At 68.0% G+C, this 16,684-nt stretch carries 11 protein-coding genes; 4 read left to right on the plus strand and 7 right to left on the minus strand.

Translation table 11 applies throughout. The features are described 5' to 3' along the window. Positions 1 to 24: 24 nt before the first annotated feature. On the minus strand, positions 25 to 1,485 hold the full coding sequence (locus ABZW14_RS24950) for a S8 family serine peptidase (protein ID WP_355350837.1): 1,461 nt from the start codon (positions 1,483 to 1,485) through the stop codon (positions 25 to 27). A gap of 349 nt (positions 1,486 to 1,834) precedes the next feature. Between ABZW14_RS24950 and ABZW14_RS24955 the strand changes: the two genes are divergently transcribed. Then, positions 1,835 to 3,055 (plus strand): transposase, encoded by a 1,221-nt coding sequence (locus ABZW14_RS24955; protein ID WP_355350839.1) that lies wholly within the window; start codon positions 1,835 to 1,837, stop codon positions 3,053 to 3,055. 486 nt (positions 3,056 to 3,541) lie between these two features. On the opposite strand, the gene ABZW14_RS24960 is transcribed toward ABZW14_RS24955, so the two are convergent. After that, complete coding sequence (locus ABZW14_RS24960) at positions 3,542 to 4,321, minus strand: methyltransferase domain-containing protein (RefSeq protein WP_355350841.1); 780 nt, start codon at positions 4,319 to 4,321, stop codon at positions 3,542 to 3,544. Between the two features lie 270 nt (positions 4,322 to 4,591). Next, positions 4,592 to 5,752 (minus strand): alkaline phosphatase PhoX, encoded by a 1,161-nt coding sequence (locus ABZW14_RS24965; RefSeq protein WP_355350843.1) that lies wholly within the window; start codon positions 5,750 to 5,752, stop codon positions 4,592 to 4,594. A 267-nt stretch (positions 5,753 to 6,019) separates the two neighbouring features. Here ABZW14_RS24965 and ABZW14_RS24970 point away from each other — a divergent pair, with 267 nt between their 5' ends. Further along, complete coding sequence (locus ABZW14_RS24970) at positions 6,020 to 7,222, plus strand: RNA ligase RtcB family protein (protein WP_355350845.1); 1,203 nt, start codon at positions 6,020 to 6,022, stop codon at positions 7,220 to 7,222. Next, positions 7,219 to 7,827: a peptide chain release factor H gene (gene prfH, locus ABZW14_RS24975; protein ID WP_355350847.1), complete on the plus strand. Its 609-nt coding sequence runs from the start codon at positions 7,219 to 7,221 to the stop codon at positions 7,825 to 7,827. Before ABZW14_RS24970 ends, prfH begins: the two co-directional genes overlap by 4 nt. Before the next feature lie 188 nt (positions 7,828 to 8,015). Here prfH and ABZW14_RS24980 read toward each other — a convergent pair whose 3' ends face one another. Both ABZW14_RS24980 and ABZW14_RS24985 read right to left on the minus strand, forming a co-directional pair. Then, positions 8,016 to 10,505 carry a S8 family serine peptidase gene (locus ABZW14_RS24980; RefSeq protein ID WP_355350849.1) on the minus strand — a complete coding sequence of 830 codons (2,490 nt, stop codon included), beginning with the start codon at positions 10,503 to 10,505 and terminating at the stop codon, positions 8,016 to 8,018. A gap of 604 nt (positions 10,506 to 11,109) precedes the next feature. Next, positions 11,110 to 12,081: a hypothetical protein gene (locus ABZW14_RS24985; RefSeq protein ID WP_355350851.1), complete on the minus strand. Its 972-nt coding sequence runs from the start codon at positions 12,079 to 12,081 to the stop codon at positions 11,110 to 11,112. 515 nt (positions 12,082 to 12,596) lie between these two features. Here ABZW14_RS24985 and ABZW14_RS24990 point away from each other — a divergent pair. Then, positions 12,597 to 12,923 carry a DUF6204 family protein gene (locus ABZW14_RS24990; protein WP_355350853.1) on the plus strand — a complete coding sequence of 109 codons (327 nt, stop codon included), beginning with the start codon at positions 12,597 to 12,599 and terminating at the stop codon, positions 12,921 to 12,923. 184 nt (positions 12,924 to 13,107) lie between these two features. Here ABZW14_RS24990 and ABZW14_RS24995 read toward each other — a convergent pair whose 3' ends face one another. Together ABZW14_RS24995 and ABZW14_RS25000 are read right to left on the minus strand one after the other, a co-directional pair. Further along, complete coding sequence (locus ABZW14_RS24995) at positions 13,108 to 13,551, minus strand: hypothetical protein (protein ID WP_355350855.1); 444 nt, start codon at positions 13,549 to 13,551, stop codon at positions 13,108 to 13,110. A 2,221-nt stretch (positions 13,552 to 15,772) separates the two neighbouring features. After that, entirely contained in the window at positions 15,773 to 16,672 is a 900-nt protein-coding gene (locus ABZW14_RS25000; RefSeq protein WP_355350857.1) for a LysR family transcriptional regulator, read from the minus strand. Positions 16,673 to 16,684: the final 12 nt, after the last annotated feature.

Here is a 16,684-nt window from a genome sequence, read left to right on the forward strand (position 1 = left end):
CTGCGCCGTTGAGCTGATCGGTCGTCAGGCAGGTGTAGCGCCCAGCAGGGCCGCGGAGGCGTATACGTCGACGAGTCCGGTTCCCTTGTCGACCGCGCTGGTGTAGGGCCCGACCGTCTGGTAGGCAGCGCCGTCCGTGAATTTGTACGCCGTGGCCTTGAGCGCGTCCTCGATCTGTGCCGGGGTCGCGTTCGGCGCGACCTGGAACAGCTGGGTGACGATGCCCACGACATGCGGGGTTGCCATGGAGGTACCGCTGATCGTGTTGAACGTGCCGAGGTCCAGGGGCCCGGGGCCGTTGTGCGGGTCCAGTCCGGTCGAGCAGATCACCAGGTATGGCCGGCAGGCCGAGGTGATGTTCGATCCGGGTGCCGAGACGTCCGGGTAGGTCTCCGGGTGTCCCGGCGCCCCACGGCTGGAGAACGTGGACACGCTACCGTCACGGGTGCCGGTGCCATGGTCGTCGTAGGAGGCGACCATGAGGATGCCCGGAGTGGGGTCCTGACCCGGAGGGTTGGTGGCGCTGTTGTCCGGGCCGTCATTGCCGGCCGCCCACACGGTGACGACACCCTCGGCGGCCAGCGCCCGTTGCAACTTTGTGGTCGCAGAGTTCGGATCGAACGCCCCGCCGCCACCCGGGCCGTACGAATTGTTGCTCACCTTGATCGGTGGGCAGCCCGCGCACGGGTTCAGGTGATGGTCGAGCACCCAGTTCAGCGCGCTGTCCGCACCGAAGATGCTCAGTCCGGCGCCGACCGACAGGCTGATCAGCGTGGCCTCAGGGGCAGCGCCGTGCAGCCGGGTGCCGTCGGTGAGCGTCGTGTCCCGCCCGGCGACGATCCCCGCGACGTGCGTGCCGTGCCCGCCGGCCGACAGCGTGTCGGTGTCGTTGGCCGCGGTCAGGTCGAGGAAGCACGAGTCGTTGGGTAGCGGGAGAGGTAGACCCAGGTCGGTGAGCGGGCCGCAGATGTTCTTCAGATTGAGTTTCACTGCGCTGGTACCGTCCGCGTTGCGGAAGAACGGGTGCGTGCCGTCAACGCCGGTGTCGATGATCGCCGCCGACACACCGCGGCCGTCGACCGGCCGCCCCTGTCCGTCGCGCAGCTCCGCGCGTGCCTGCTCGCCTCGGGTGGCGACGTTCGAGGTCGACAGGTACGGCCGCAGCGGCTGGTCACCTTCGACGTACGTGACACCGGCATGACCGCGAACGGCCGCGATCTGCTCGGCGGTGCCGCGCGCAACCGCGACGCCGATCTTGTTCCAGGTTGTGATGAGCTTGAGGCCGGTGTCGGCGGCCGCCTGCCGGGCGGCACCGATGCTCGTACCGTGCACGAACACGGGGATCGTGCCGGAGGCCGTCGTCAGCGTCCGCGCCAGGGAACTGGATATCGGGGCGAGTGGGTTGCTCGCCTGTGCCGGTGCGACCGGCGCGACGAGCGCCGCGGCAAGGGTGCCGGCGATCAGGGGCGGAATGGTTCGAGGCATGAGGCGACTCCTCTGGGAGCATGTGTGGCGCCTGTCTATGTCCTACATCGGCGATCACCGAACTTTTGCAACACGGCTAGTGCCGTGACCAGAAACGTTCGCCGGGTCGGTGGCTGGGGAGTTTTGTCGTAGTGGTGGTGTTGGGTGTGGTTGTGCCTCGTCGTCGGGATCCTGCCGCGCCTCGGGTGGTGCATCGCACGGCGCGTGTGGGGTTGCGGGTGACGTCGGGGCAGCGGCGGCGGTGTTTCGGGCTGTTGCGTTCGGCCGGTGATGTGTGGGCGTGTGTGTTGGAGGTCAACGCGTGGCGGCGTCGCCGCCGGGATGCGCCGTTGACCGGCTATCAGGAGTTGTGTCGGGAGCTGTCGGTGTCGGGCCGGGCACGTTCGGGGAGTTGGATTCGACGGGTGCTCGGTCGGTGTTGCGCCGGTTCTCCGATGCCTGGTTCGCGGCGGCGAAACGCCGCAAGGACGGTGACGTGTCGGCGGGGTTCCCGCGTCGGCGGCGGGGGTTGGTGCCGGTGCGCTGGTATCACGGCACGTTCACCCTCGACGGTGCGCGGGTGCGGATCCCGACCGCCAGGGGCACTGGGCCGTTGTGGGTGCGGTTGGCGCGGGAGGTGCCGTATCCGGTCGAGCAGGTCCGGTCGGTCACGCTGCTGTGTGAAGGCGGCCGGCTGTTCCTCGATATCACCGCTGAAGTGCCGGTGGCGACGTATCCGGCCGGTGAGGGTCCGGACCCGGCCAGGGTGGCCGGGGTGGACCTGGGGATCATCCACCCGTATGCGGTGGCCGGCCCGGACGGTGCGGGGCTGTTGGTGTCGGGGCGGGCGATCCGCGCTGAGCACCGCATGCATCTGGCGGATACGAAAGCTCGCCGCCGTGCGGTCGCGCGGCGGGCGCCGAAGCCCGGTCAGAAGGGGTCGCGGCGGTGGCGCCGATACCGGCGTCGGGCGCGACGGGTTGAAGGCCGGCACGGGCGCCGGGTGCGTCAGGCCCAGCACGAGGCCGCCCGCCAGGTGGTGTCCTGGGCGGTAGGTCAGCGGGTCGGTGTGCTGCACGTCGGTGACCCGCGTGGGATGCTCGACCTGGACGCGGGGCGGCGGCGCAACCTGCGGCTGCGGCAATGGCAGATCGGCCGGCTCCTCCAGGTCCTCACCGACAAAGCTGTCCTGGCCGGCATCACCGTCCACCTCGTCGACGAGCGCGGCACCTCCTCGACCTGCCCGGGCTGCCGGCGGCGGGTACCGAAACCCCGCGGCCGGAGCCTGACCTGCCCACACTGCACGTTCTCCGGGCACCGCGACCTCGTCGCGGCCGCCACTATCGCCACCCGCACCCCGGGCGGCGGACCCACCACCCCGACGGCCATTCCCGTGCCGCCCGAGGTGGTCACGCACCGTCGAGCCGGCCGACACCTTCCCGGTGCCGGTCGGTCCCGGCGTGACCCCCGCCGCCCCCGGGCGGCGCGAGGATCAGTTGGCCCGCGGAGGCCCGCCCCACCATCCGGTGGGAAGTCGCTCGCCCAAAAGGCGAGGATCCACAACCAACACCAGACACCCGGTGAACGTTAGTGGACACCGCACTAGGCCCTAAGGGCGCGTATGCAGTACGGAGGCAGCCGCTCGCAGGACGGCGACGGTCTGCGGCCTGAGACGTGCTGGCTGGACAACGGACAGGCGGCGCGACAGCGGGTGCACTGCCAGACCGACCCGAACCGGCCCCGGCGTTCGCCGATCGGGCAGCGGCTGGTGCCACGTCCCGTGGTGGGTCTTCGGCGACGGCGGAGGAGGACGGTAGCTCTTCGGACCTGTCTGTGTGCTGGCCGGAGCGGGTGTCCTGGTCCTGCTCTGCGCAGGGGGCTGCCGCCCTCGTCCAGGTCCCTGACCGCTATCGACGGCACTGATGAGGGCCGGGGACGAGAAGGACATCCGGACTGCTGAGCACTCCTGACCACCAACGAGCCAGCAGTTGTTGGCCCCGCTGCGCCACCGCGGTCGTGCAGGCCATCCACGCCCTGCACCACATCGAGGCCAACCGCTACGCAGGATGAAAGTGGCTCATGGTTTGACGGCGCGGGTCGCGAAGTAGCCGGGCAGCCAGCCCGCGGTGGCGTCCGAGTGGTGCGGTGCCTCCTCGAATCCGGTGATGACGAAGCCCGCGGCGAGCTGGCCGCCGAGTTGCTCGGCCATGGTGTGGCTGTACTCCAGCGGTGCATCCGCGCCGAAGAGCCGCTCGCGTTCCTCGGCCGGTACGTGAGTGATGTCGCTGTACGGCAGCTTGTGCCGGACTACCAGCTCGCCGCGCTGGTCCAGCGCCTCGTGGTCGAACAAGTAGACGTCCGGGTTGAGGAAGCCGCACAGCAGCGTCCCGCCTGGCCGCAGCACTCGGAAGGACTCCCGCCACACCGGGGCGAGCTCGGGGATGAACAGGTTCGAGACCGGGTTGAAGACGAGGTCGAACGAGGAGTCGGCGAACGCGGACAGGTCGCGCATGTCGCCGAGGATCGTCCGCAGCGGCAGGTTGTCCCGCTGGGCGACCAACTCGTCCTGCTCGAGCTGGCGCGGCGAGTTGTCCAGCACGGTGACCCGGGCCCCGGCCGCGGCGAGCGTCGGCCCCTGCTGGCCGCCGCCGGAGGCCAGGCACAGCACGTCCGCGCCGGCCAGGTCGGCGGGGAACCAGGAGCGGTCTACGGGTTGGTAGCCGATGAGCACGACCGACCAGTCACCGGCACGCGCCCTGGCGACCGTATCCGCGGAGATCGGCCGCGACCACTCGTTGCCCTGGTCGACCTGCCGGTCCCAGGCCACGCGGTTGTGCGCCGCTGGATCAAAACTCATCCGCCCAAGCTATCTCGTGCTCCGGCCGTGCCTGTGCGGGCGCCCTGATCACGATTCTCAGTCGGCGGCGGAGATCAGTTGGGTCGACGACGGGTGGTGTGGGCTACGCATGGCGCCCTCGTCCCTCCCGACGGGCTTGTTCGTCGGGAGGGACGATCGGAGGCCGTCTTCCCGGCGCGTCCGGGTGGAGCGCGTCGGCGAAGGACGCCGGGTGAAGACCGGGCGTCCTTCGCCGGGCGGCCCGTGTCGGTCAGCGCGGCCGGGAGCCGGTCATCGGCGGAACGGCCCGGTGACGCAGTAGGTGATGCCGCCGGAGGACGAGCCGGTCGTGCCGCGTTGCGACGAGAAGTACAGCCGGTCCCCTGCCGGGGTGAACGCCGGCCCCGTGATCTCCGAGCCGCTCTGTCCGGTGATCCGCAGGAAGACGGAGATCTTGTCGTCCGGCGTGATCATGCAGATCTCCATGTTCCCGCCGTCCTCTGCGATGTACAGGTCACCGGCCGTGGACCCGGTGATGTTGTCGACGCCGGTCAGCGGGGCGGTGCCAGGGCTGACCAGGTTGTCGTCGTAGGCGAGCTCGTACGTGCCGGCGGCCAGGTTGACCTGCCACACGCGGTTGTCGCCCTTGGTGGTGAACCAGACGGTGTCGTCCGCGTAGTGGCAGCCCTCGCCACCGTTGAATGTCTTCGCGCCGGACACCTGCTGCCGGGTCGGGGTGGGTGAGCCGTCCGGGTCGGGCACCGTGGCCCAGGTGAACGTGCCGGAGGTGGCCGTACCGGCGCGGAAGACCTGGAGGGTTCCGGCGGAGAGATCGCCCCAGGTGGTCGGCACGAAGCGGTAGAACTTGCCGTCGGTCTCGTCCTCGGTCAGGTAGATGACCCGGCGGACCGGGTCAGCGGCGGCCGCCTCGTGCTTGAACCGGCCCATCGCGGGACGTGCCACGGAGGTCCCGCCGAGCGGGTATGTCTCGAAGACCCGGCCCAGGGATACTTCCTCGCAGGAGAGCCAGGTGTTCCACGGCGTCTTGCCGCCGGCGCAGTTGTTGTTGGTGCCGGAGAGGATCCGTGACGCCCCGACCACGGCGCCGCTGGAGTTGAAGACGAGGCGTGAGGCACCGCCGCCGGCACTGGCTGCGACCTCGGAGTTCGACACGTAGATCCAGCCGGTGCCGTTCGGGAACACGGCGCCGCCGTCCGGGGCGTCGTGCCAGGTGTACGACGTCCCTGGCACCGTCTGACGGGATCGCGCGACGATCGAGCTGGTGAAGCCGGCCGGCAACTGGATGCCGTTGGCGTCGGCGGGCTGAAGCCCACCGTAGGGTCCCGCTGCGTTCTGCGCCGGGGCTCCGTACGCCGCCGACCACGCCGTGAACGGCAGGGCGACCGCGCCGGCACCGACAACCGTGGCTCGCAACATTGCTCGACGATCCATGGAACCTCCTCGGTAAGTTCCCCAGATCTGACCGTGCGGAGCTTACGCACTGCGATCGGCTGGATGAACGTCGATGGACGCCTCGGTGTGCCGTCGCATCGGCGAACGGGGTGGCCCGCCTGGACGGCGGATGCGAAAGTCGGTTGCCGGCCACGGTGGACTCCGGGACGCTGGGTGGCATGACGTTCTGAGGGCAGCACCTTCGTCGCCGCCACGCCATCGCGATCGGCGGCCGTCCATTCCACCCTTGGCGAGAAACGAGCGTCCTTGTCCGTTGTACCTTTCCGGCAGGAGTACCTGCCGGCACCCACCCCTGCCACCGTCACCGTCTTCGCCTCCCCGACCAGCTGGGTCGAGTCCGACGCCGTCGACCAGTGCCGCCAGGTGGCCACCCTCGACGGCATGGTCCATGTCGCCGGCATGCCGGACCTGCACCCCGGCAAGGGTGCTCCGATCGGCGCCGCGATGGCCTCGACCGTGCTCTACCCGCACCTGGTCGGCTCGGACATCGGCTGCGGCATCGCGGTCTTCCCGATCGCGCTGAAGCGGGTCGTGCCGGAGCGGCTCGCCGCCCGCTTCCCCGACCTGGATCGCTCGCTCGACCCGGATCGGGACGCCGACGACCCGGCCTGGTCGGTGCTGGACGGCGAGGTCCCCGCTGGCCATCTCGACGGTCTCGGTACCGTCGGGCGGGGCAACCATTTCGTTGAGCTGGCCCGCGTCGGCGAGGTCCTCGACCCGGGCCACGCCGCGCGGCTTCAGCTCGCCGCCGGCGACACGGTTCTCGTCGTGCACAGCGGGTCGCGCGGGCTCGGCGAGCGGATCCTGCGTGAGCACACCGAGCTGCGAGGCGCCGGGCCCGCCGGTGACCCGGCCGCGTACCTGGCGCGGCACGACGACGCGGTGCGCTGGGGTTCGCTCAACCGGCGGCTGCTGGCCGCCCGGACCGCGATCGCCCTGGGTGCCGAGCCGACGGCGCCGGTCGTGGACCAGTGTCACAACCTGGTTGAGGTACGCGACGGGCACTACCTGCACCGCAAGGGCGCGGCGCCGGGCGACGGCCGAGACGTGCTCGTCGCCGGCACCCGCGGCACCCCGTCGTACCTGGTGGCCGGGCATGCGGGCGCGCAGGCCAACTACTCGGTGGCGCACGGGGCGGGCCGCAAGATGTCCCGGGCCGACGCGTTGCGCCGGGGCCGGGCCAAGCACACGGTCGAGGAGCTGCGCCGCACCCCGGTGGGTTCGCTGGTGGTCTGCGGCGACCGGCAGCTGCTGTTCGAGGAGGCGCCGAGCGCGTACAAGCGAATCGAGCAGGTGATCGCCGACCTGGTCGGTCACGGGTTGGCGACCCCGGTGGCGACCACGGTCCCACTGGTCACCTACAAGACGCCGGACGTGGGGGTCGCGGCCCGCGGCGACCGGCGACCTGAGCGCCGGCAGGCCGAGCAGCGGCGGCGGGGGCGGCGGTGAGCGCGCACCTGCTGCTGTCGGCCGGCCGGGGCCCGCAGGAGTGCGCGTGGGCTCTGGCCCGGCTGCTGCGCCGGCTGGACGCCGACGCCGCCCGGCACGATGTGGGCGTGGTGCGGCTGGAAAGCGTCGCCGGCGACCGGCCCGGCACCTACCGGTCGGTGCTGATCCGGCTCACCGGCGCGGGTGCGGAGGCGTTCGCCGCCGGCTGGACCGGGACGTTGTGCTGGCAGGCGCCCAGCCCCTACCGTTCCGGCCATGGCCGGAAGAACTGGTACGTGGCCGCCCGGCGGTGCGAGGTCGACGCTCCGGTGACCCCGTTCGTCGAGGCGGACGTGGAGGTGGTGGCGGTACGCACCGGCGGGCCGGGCGGCCAGCACCGCAACAAGGCCAGCACCGCCGTGCGGGCCATCCACCGCCCGACCGGCATCGTCGTGGTGGTCGACACCGAGCGGCAGTTCGGCCTCAACCGGGGCATCGCGCTGCGGCTGCTGCGGCAGCGGCTCGCGGCCGGTGACGAGGCGGCCGGGCGGGCGGTCGTTGCCGCCCGCTGGCGGGTGCACGACGAGCTGGTGCGGGGCGATCCGGTGCGTATCGAACGCCCCTGACCGGCCCGGGTGGCCGAGCCGGTGGCGCCCGGCCGGTAGGCGCCTGCTCCCCCGGCCGTCACGGAGTGAGGGGCACGGGGTGGGCCGGACGAGTTGGTGGGCCGCGACGCCGATGTCGGCGTCGCGGCCCGCCTTTCCTCACGGTCCCTTCACTGCGGCTGGACCATGGTCAAGCCCCAGATCACGGTCTACTTGCCGTTGTTCGGCACCGGCTGCATGACGGTCAGCGTCATGCTGTTGTTCTTGTAGGACACTCGGAACAGGTAGCCGCCCACGTTCAGGGCCCGGTTCTCGGGCAGCGCGTGGAAGGCGCCGTTGATCGAGCTACCGCTCATGATCGTGAACACGGTGCCGGGGGTCAGCTTGCCCTGCACGTCCAGGTCCAGTTCGCCGTCCAGCATCAGGTTTCCCGCCGCCCGGACGCTGGTGCAGTCCCGGTCGCCGGAGATCGTGACGGCGACGCGACCCTGCCGGCCGACGGTCACATTCCCGCCGACGGTCAGGACGTTGCCCGCGGGGGTGCCGGTGAGGTGCGCGGCCTCGTCGGAGGCGAGCCCGGGCCGCAGGACGCCGCTGGTGACGGTGACGCTGTCACCCACGCTGCCACTGCCGCCGAGGGTGCCGCCCTTGACGTCGATCGAGCTTGCGTGCGAGCCGGTGATCGAAAGCTTGCCGCCTTCGACCGTCGTGCCGCCCTCGTAGGTGTTGTCGCCCGTCATGATCAGCATTCCGGGGCCTTGCTTGGTCAGGGAAGCCGTGTAGAGGTTGTTGTCGATGTTGTTCTGAATGTAGGACGCGCGCTGGTCCATCCATTCCTTGCGCCACTTGACGGCGTCCTCATAGGTGATCTTGTCGTACATCTCGGGATGGCCGTTGGTGATGGCTTGGATGTAGGGATCACCGAGAATGCCCTGGAGCATGAAGGCGTGTTCGTCAAGGGTGCCGTCCGGGTGCAGCACGTTGGGGCTGAATTCACCGGCGTAGGCGATGCCTTGCTTCTTGTAGCCCGCCAGCCACTCCAGGTCTTCCTTTTCCCTCTCCTTGATGGCGATCTGGCTGATGTCGTTCGACCAGACGTCCAGGGGCGCTCTGTCCATGTTGTAGGTCATGGGGCTCAGGAGCTGGCCGGGGCCGTACATGCCCTTGGCCAGGTCGGGAATCCCCCAGCCCCAGCGTTCGTCCGGAAGGCCGTCGGGGGCGGTCCAGGCGATGGATGCTCCGGAGGGGGAGGTTTGCCCGGTGCCGAGGAATCTCACGCCGTCGGACATCTTGTTGTTCGCCGTGGTGAGCATCAACTCACGCACCTGCTTGGCGTCCATGTCCGGGTAGCGGGAGAGCAGGACGCCCATCACCGATGTCGCAACGGGCGTTGCCGGTGACGTGCCGTTTGAGTTTGAGTAGTTGGTGTCACCGGCGCTGCTGGTGGTTCGAACGTTGTTCGAAGGGGTGGACACGTTCCACCATTTGGCGAGTCCCGCCTCGTTGTACCCGAACTGCTTTGTGTATTCGGGGTTAGTCGCAGTGGGCGGTTGCACCCCGCCGACGGCTACAAATTGATTCTCCGCCCAGGGGTTGAAGAGGGGGTACGCGGGGCGGAAGTACGGGTTGCTCCAGTCGTTGTTGCCGGCCGACCGTACGTTGACGGTACCGCTGTCCTTGATGGAGTCCCAGATGGCGTCCATGAAGGAACGTCCGGGGTATTTCGGGTTGTATTGAATGCCGCCTTCCGAGTAGCTTTTCTTGAAGAAGAAGTACTGGTACTCCAGATCCTTCAGGTACTCGTTGGGGATGATGGTCGCCATCGCCGTGGCGCTGGCGCTGTCTTTGCCAGGCAGTTGGTAAGCGTTGGCGCGGTTGCCGTTGACTCCGAGGTCGTTTCCTAGGCCGTCGTAGCGGGCTCTGTCGAGAGTCTGGACGTAAGAGCCCCAACTGCTGTTGATGACCTGGGCGCCTGCGTCGACCAGGGCCTTGTTGGCTGTGTACCAGTACACGTAGTCGTGGAAGGGGCCGTGGGACTGGGTATCGGAGCCGCCGGTCTTGGCAACATACATCTTCGATCCGAAGGCGATGCCGTGCTGGTCTTTACCGTCGCGGATGCCGGAGGTGACCCCGAGCATGCCGGTCCCGTGCGAGTAGTCACTTGGTCTCGCCTGATCACCGGCCACCGTGAACGGCTCGCCCGCAGTGAAAGGGTTCGCCGGGGTCGCGCCACGATACCCGTAGCCGGATGTGCCGTAGACACCCTCCGCTCTCACCGACTCGATCAGCGGGGTTTGAAATGCTTCGTGTGTAGGCCTGTAGCCCGAATCCATCATGCCCAGCGTGACGCCCTGCCCGCAGTACCCCAGCGCGTAGGCGGTGGACGCGTTCACCGCGGTGAGCTGCCATGGGGAGTTGACTGCTGTGCCAGGAGTGGAAGGATTATGGCCGGTGTAATTACCATATTCCGGCGTTTCCCAGCTGGCTTTGGCGGCAGCTAGTTCCCCTGGACTCGTGGCGACAAAGCCTGGGTCTTCCGGGTACGACCACTGCGTGCAGTCTTCCGGGTGTGGCCACTGCGCGCTGGCCGGGCGTTCGTCGGCCCCCGGCCCGGCCAGGGCGCCGGTCGCCGGCAGGCCGGCGGCCACGACCGCCAAGGCCAGCACCGAGCCGCGCCGGGCAAGCTTCCCTCTTCGCATCTGCGTGCTCCTTCCCCCACACCATCCGTCGACCAGCGGCTCGAGGTCCCTCACCGGCATAAATACGGGCCAGTCGCCACAACGGTCGAACCGAACCTACGGACCGACGTGCGGGAGTTCATCGGACACCTGTGGAAGTTGGCCGCCGTCGGCTCCTACGCCTGTCGCACGGTCGCCGTCGGCGCTGAGCTGCCAAACGACCCGATTCGCGTTCGCGACCACCGGAGCCTGGTTCAGCGCTAACGGGTCAGGCCGAAGCCGATGCGCTCTGACTCGACGGGCAGATCCCTTCCCGTATCCGTCCGCATCCGTGAACTCGGGAGACTTTCGGCGCCCGGCGTTGCCGGCCGTCCTCGTCCCGGCCTGTTGCTGCCGACGGCCCCGCCGTGGGCCCGCCTCAGTCCGGTCCGGCGGCGTCGGGGCTGCTGCCGTCCTTGAACCAGACCACCGCCTGCGGTAGTTCTTCCGCAACCCGCGCCGCCAGCACACGTCCCTCAGCAGCGAAGCTGCCTCCTCCTCTGCCCCGACGACTCTGCTGTCGCCTGGATCGGCGATGTTGACCATGGATTCCGACCACTGCTGCCAAGACGTTCCGGTAGCGGGCTCACTCGTCGTGGTAGTGGGGGTCGGCGGCTTCCTCGTGGGCCCAGTCGCGCATATTGCGGTAGCGCTCGACGGTCTGCCACGGTTCCTTGCGGATGAAGTCGCTGCCGATGGCGTCGTAGAGGGTGCAGGCCTGCCTGAAGTACCGGCCGTAGGTCAGCGCAAAAGCGAAATGGTTCCAGAGAATGGGTGTCAGGGTTGTGGTCTCGTAGTCGTCATGCCAGACCGACTGCTCGGCCGCGTCGTAGGTCTCTGAGGCGACGTCCGGGCGCTGGTAATACCGGGTTTCGCCGTTCTCGCTCTCCCAGCGGAAGTTGCGATGAACCTTCATGATCAGTAAGGGAACATTGGTGGCGGGGCAGGCCGCGGTTCGCTCCCGGGCGAACCGGAAGGCTTCGTCCCAGCTGCCGCCCCACTTGGGCAACAGGCTGTCGAGCATTGTCAAGTGCCCAAACAAGTGGGACGGATCGATCTCGATAAGTCGATCGAATCGCCGCCAACGCTCCTCGGCTGGCAGTTGACGGTTGCGGCTCAGGGAGATCTTGTAGTGCCACGCCTCGGCCAGCGCCGGATGGCGGTCCAGGGCCTGATCGAGGAGATTCTCGGCGAGTTCCAAGCGCTGGAACCAGACGGGCCAGGCGTCCTTGGGCACGGTGCTAGCCCGGCCATCGCCGCGGGCTTCGCCGGCCCAGTAGATCGCACGGGCGCCGCCGATGAGTAGCGGCAGCGGATCATCCGGCTGGGCCCGTATCGGTCCGTCGATCCACTCCTCGACCCCGCGGGTAGCGGCAGCAACCTGGACATAGTACATGAAGTGCTCTTTATCGGCCGCCGCGAGGATTCTGCGGGCCGCGCCCCACTCCCGATCCAGCAGCGCCTCGCTCAAAAGTTCTGACTCGTCGTCGAGGAAGCCGCCGATCGCTAACTTGTCGGCGTCGCCCGAACGCTCCTGCTTCTTCCTGAAGAACCGCACAGCGGTGCAGAGTAGGCAGGACTGCCGCGTTGTGGATCATGCTTTCGGTCGGTGTCCGGCGGGACAAGGGTCTGCAACAGCGCCCAGTGCCATCCGCTCATCGGCTAGAAGCGGATGCGCCAGCCTCCGGCCGCCCCGCGACAGCGGGTAGCCAACGAGCCAGGGCATCGTGTCACGCATCAAGTGAAGCGACGACGTAGCGCATCAACCGGAGTCGGACACGGCTGGCAGCCGGCTCGCCACCAGTTTTGTCCTCCGTCGACTGATGCGCGGCACTCGTCCGCCAACTGTTCCGCGACACAGTCGGCGCGTGGGAACGCGGCTGAGAGGACGTGGTTGCGCTTGCGGGCAGGCGGTCGACCGCTGTGAAAATGCCTCTGCGTTCCTGGGTTCTCCCGATAGGGTCGCCTGCGCCGTGCCGGTTGGCCAGCGGCATGGCGACGGCGATTTGCCTGCCGCACCGGCCCGCCGACCGACGATGTTGCGACACCAGCCAGATCCGGAGGTCCCCAGCAATGGCCACCAAGACATATCAGGTCATCGTGCGCGGCAAGTTCGCGCCACTCGATGACGAGCAGCGGGCCACCTTGCTCGCCATGGCTGACGAACACGACGTGTTTCGGGCAAAGTTCACCGAGGAAGGCACCGTGACCTACGAGCGATCCCTGCTTGCGTTTACCTTTCGCTGCGTGGTCCCGGCCACCGAGGAGGACGAGGAAGCAGTCGTGATCGACAGGGCGGAAGCGCTCGCCGCGGCCGCCGTCCGGGGACTCGGCGCCAACTATCGCGACCTTAAGTCGGTGTCGACCGACCTCGACAACATCAAGATCCGTCGACGGTAACACCAACTACTTGTAGCCCTGTTGCACATCACATGGCGGACCCGTGTCGCACATCAGTTGTCGGATCACAGGCCGGCAGCCAGTGTCGTGCTCCGCTTGATGCGTTAGACGATGGCTTCAGTTGATGGGTTACACGGGCCTTGAGCATGCCGAATAAAGACCGTGACGCCCAGTTCGCCGGCCATCACGGCTGAGTGGGTTGCGTTGGTTCGCCGCCGTAGAGGGCTGCGAAGACGCGGTGCCGCAGGATCTCGTACTGCTGGCGGCATCGCCCAGGTGGGCCCGGCGGGCGTTGCTGGACGTGACCGCCGACAACGACTTCCGGCGGCTGGAACTGGTCAGCTGTCAGGTCGACCTCGCGGCCGTCGGCCAATCGATTCCAGTAGTGGTAGCCGACCTTGGCGTCCCCGACGAGGACCTCGCCGAGGATCAACTCTCCGCCGAGGAGGTCCTGAATGATCAAGGCCGTCACTCCGCATTGACCACGGGCTGGGTTGCCGGCGTGCCAATCCTGCACATCGTGCGGGTCGCAGGTATCCGCTCCCCAGCCGCTGCGCAGTACCGGCCGCAGCATCTCCAGGTCAATCGCGAGAGGGACTGATTTTTGGTCGGGCTCTTCAGACGTCACCCAGGAAGGGTCAGCCCTCGACCGGGTTGAGAGTCAAGAAATATCCCTCCTCGGGTCCCGGCCGGCCAAGGTCCCACTCGGCGGTAAGCCGGGACCCGCACCCAGGCATAGTCGGGATCGGCGTGTTCCGGGATGTCGTGGTAGATACCAAGCAGGAACTCGCGCTGATCGTTGAGTAGGCCGTACTCGCTGGCGATGCGCCACCAGTCGGCGTTGACCTTGACCGACAGGTCGTGATCGTCGGACGCGGCTGCCTCAGAATCGAACCGCCCATGTTCCGGCAGACAGCTGGCCGGACCTCGATGCGGCGGCATCGGTTGGCGGACTCTCCACGGATCCGAGCTGGGTCGCGGACTCGCACGGCGTCCTGGTGGCCGCTCGCCGACGTGGGCACGCCAATGCCAGCGTCCCGCCACTACGCCCGGCGCGGTCGACGGACGGGACGCTGAGGTCGCCCAACACCTGGGCGCGAGCAGAGCGAAGGTACCGAGGCGATCGGGCACGCAGTGGGCACGGAAGCCCCGGAAGGCCGAACAGTGATCGGTGATCAAGGGTGTGACCTGGTGCCCCGGCAGGATTCGAACCTGCGACACACGGTTTAGGAAGGCAGTCGCGCTGGGCAGCTGCGCGGACCTCCTGGCAGGACATATACCTGACGTTCTCCCAGCGGCGGCCATGACCATTCCGCGCATGTTCCGGATTTTGCTGCTCCCGGCCACAGGGGGCGATGGGCTCAGACCAGTGCTGATGCCGCCAAGTTGGTCGCGAGACCGCTGAGGACACACGTAGCAGAGCTAACGATCACCTTCATCCAGACCACCTTTCCTTCCTCGTCCGGCTCCATAAAAAACAGCGGTAGGGATCAGGGCGAAGATGAAAGCAGACAGCATGAAGAGCAGCACTGAAACCAGGATCAACCCTGGTCTGAGCCCACCGGCCCGTCCACCATGGTAGGCCCCTCGCTTGTAAGAGGAACATGCCGCTGGCGCGTCACCTCGGCTGTCTGGAAGTGGCCTATACCGGCCCATCTCGCGCACGCCTTGGGGTACTTCCGTCTGAGTTCTGGGCGTACCGTCCGGCCGAGTCCGTCCACGTCTCTGGCCTCGGGCTACTCGTCCGGAATCGGTCCGTACTGGGTGGCTCCGTCGGCCTAGTGGCTGTCACCGCTAGGCGATCTCACCCGCCTCGGCCGCCTCCACAATGGCCTCTCACCCGGCATAACTCCAGCTCACGTGGTCATTCATCGAACACGCAACGGCCCTGGGCTCGGTGCTGGGGCACTATCCTCAAGGAACGCTCTAGTTTTCCCTGGATCGATGGACGGTCGCCTCAGTACATATAGGTTGATGCCCAAGCAGTTACAAGAAACCTGGTTAGTAGAGGAGAGATGACAAGATGAAGCGGAAAGGACTTATCCGGACGGCGGTAGCGGCGGGTGCAGCCCTCGCGACAGTCGCGGTGGCTAGCCCGGCGTATGCAAGTCAAGATGTTACCGTCCATGTTTTGCAGTGCCCAATGTCGTACTGCGCCACTGCGGGGTACGGGTGGTTCCATGCGGATCCGAACGGGAGTTTGCCCGGTGACGCACTGAAAGCCTGCGACTTAGACGCCGATGGGTATGGCGTAAGGGCGCAGCTGTTCAATCGAAACACCGGCAAGCTCATTCGCACCGCCAACACCTCCGGTCACAGTTCGCCCTATTGTACGGGTTGGCAAACCGGTGACCTTCCGGAGCAAACCCCGGTCTGGCTCATCGTTTGCAAGGTGTCGAGCACGAAGCCAGACACATGTGCTACTGGTGCCGAGGGGTGGAGTTGACGGCGTTTTCGCCGCTGCGATCCGCCTTGGGCACGTATTCACCCAATCGCTTAGCCTCAAAGTTTCGTGACGGTCGGCCGATGCAGGGCCAATGAGCTATTCCGCGTAACGGTGGGTTGCGCTGCGTAGTTGGATCCGTTGTGGTGCAACGAGAAGGCGCAGAACCCCAGGTATGAAGGCGGTCCTCTCACAGATCAACTTCATCGGGGGTTCTGCGTCCACTACGACCCTCCAGCCTCGGCAGACGGAGCGCGCGTGCCGATACAACTTCGATGGCCGCCGAGGAGGCGCTGGGTGAACGGGCTACCCGACGATGGAATTCCACCTCTGCCGGGGCCTGGTGCGGCTGCCCGTCGCTCGTGGCCGCGGCGGAGGGCGGCGGGCATTGTTGCGTGTCGGCGTCCTACTGCTCGCCCCCGGAGCTGGCCGCGCCCCTCAGCGCGGCGACCGCCGTGCGCACCGCCGGGGTGTGCTCGACCGCATCGTGCACCACCACGTGTATAGACCGGATCGGCGTCGGGCGGACCACCCGAACGCGGGTCACGCCGTCGGGCAGGTGTGCTGCGCCGAGCGCGGGGAGCACCGTGAGGCCGATGCCGGCTGCCACGAAGGCGAGCGCCGTCGGGTAGTCGTGCGCCTCGACGCTGAAGGCGGGGCTGAATCCGGCGGCGGTGCAGGCCTCGATGAGGTTGGCGCGACACCAGCCGCGGGCGAAGTCGTTGTCGACCCAGCGCTCGTCGGCGAGGTCGGCGAGGTCCACCTCATCCTGCCCGGCTAGGCGGTGTCCGGTGGGAAGGACGGCCACGTAGGGGTCGTCGAGGAGGTGATGGGTGGTGAAACCCGAACCGGGGTCGAAGCCGTTGCCCGCCACGGCCACCTGGACATCGGCGCGTTCCTCCCGGCTGTCCGGGAGGTGTTCGCGCAGTTGCAGGTCGAGCCGGACTCCTGGGAGCTCGGTGAGGATGCGCCGCACCACGAGCGGCATCCACGCGGCGCCCACTGACGCGAAGTACGCGATGGACAGTGCGCCGGTGCGTCCGGTGCGCAGGTCGGCGATCAGCGACTCGGCCGCTCCGATCCGGGCGAGCACCCGGTCGGCTTCGGCGGCGAGGGCATGGCCGGCTGCCGTGGGCCGCAGGCCGCGTCCCGCTCGGGTGAGGAGGGTCAGGCCTGTCTCGCGCTGGAGTGCGGTGAGGTGCTGGCTGATCGCGGAGGGGGTGTAGCCCAGGTTGGCGGCGGCCGCCTGGACGGACCCGGACGCCACGACGGAGCGGAAGACACGGAGGCGGTGGACGTCGAGCACCCTACGACAGTA

Origin of the sequence: Micromonospora sp. NPDC004551, from assembly GCF_040609975.1 — a bacterium.
GTDB lineage: Bacteria > Actinomycetota > Actinomycetes > Mycobacteriales > Micromonosporaceae > Micromonospora.

What these genes read in the sequence shown, in the direction of transcription:
- ABZW14_RS24950 (WP_355350837.1), bottom strand. Translation starts at nt 1,485, where the DNA reads ATGCCTCGAACCATTCCGCCCCTGATCGCCGGCACCCTTGCCGCGGCG.
- ABZW14_RS24960 (WP_355350841.1), bottom strand. Translation starts at nt 4,321, where the DNA reads ATGAGTTTTGATCCAGCGGCGCACAACCGCGTGGCCTGGGACCGGCAG.
- ABZW14_RS24965 (WP_355350843.1), bottom strand. Translation starts at nt 5,752, where the DNA reads ATGGATCGTCGAGCAATGTTGCGAGCCACGGTTGTCGGTGCCGGCGCG.
- ABZW14_RS24980 (WP_355350849.1), bottom strand. Translation starts at nt 10,505, where the DNA reads ATGCGAAGAGGGAAGCTTGCCCGGCGCGGCTCGGTGCTGGCCTTGGCG.
- ABZW14_RS24990 (WP_355350853.1), top strand. Translation starts at nt 12,597, where the DNA reads ATGGCCACCAAGACATATCAGGTCATCGTGCGCGGCAAGTTCGCGCCA.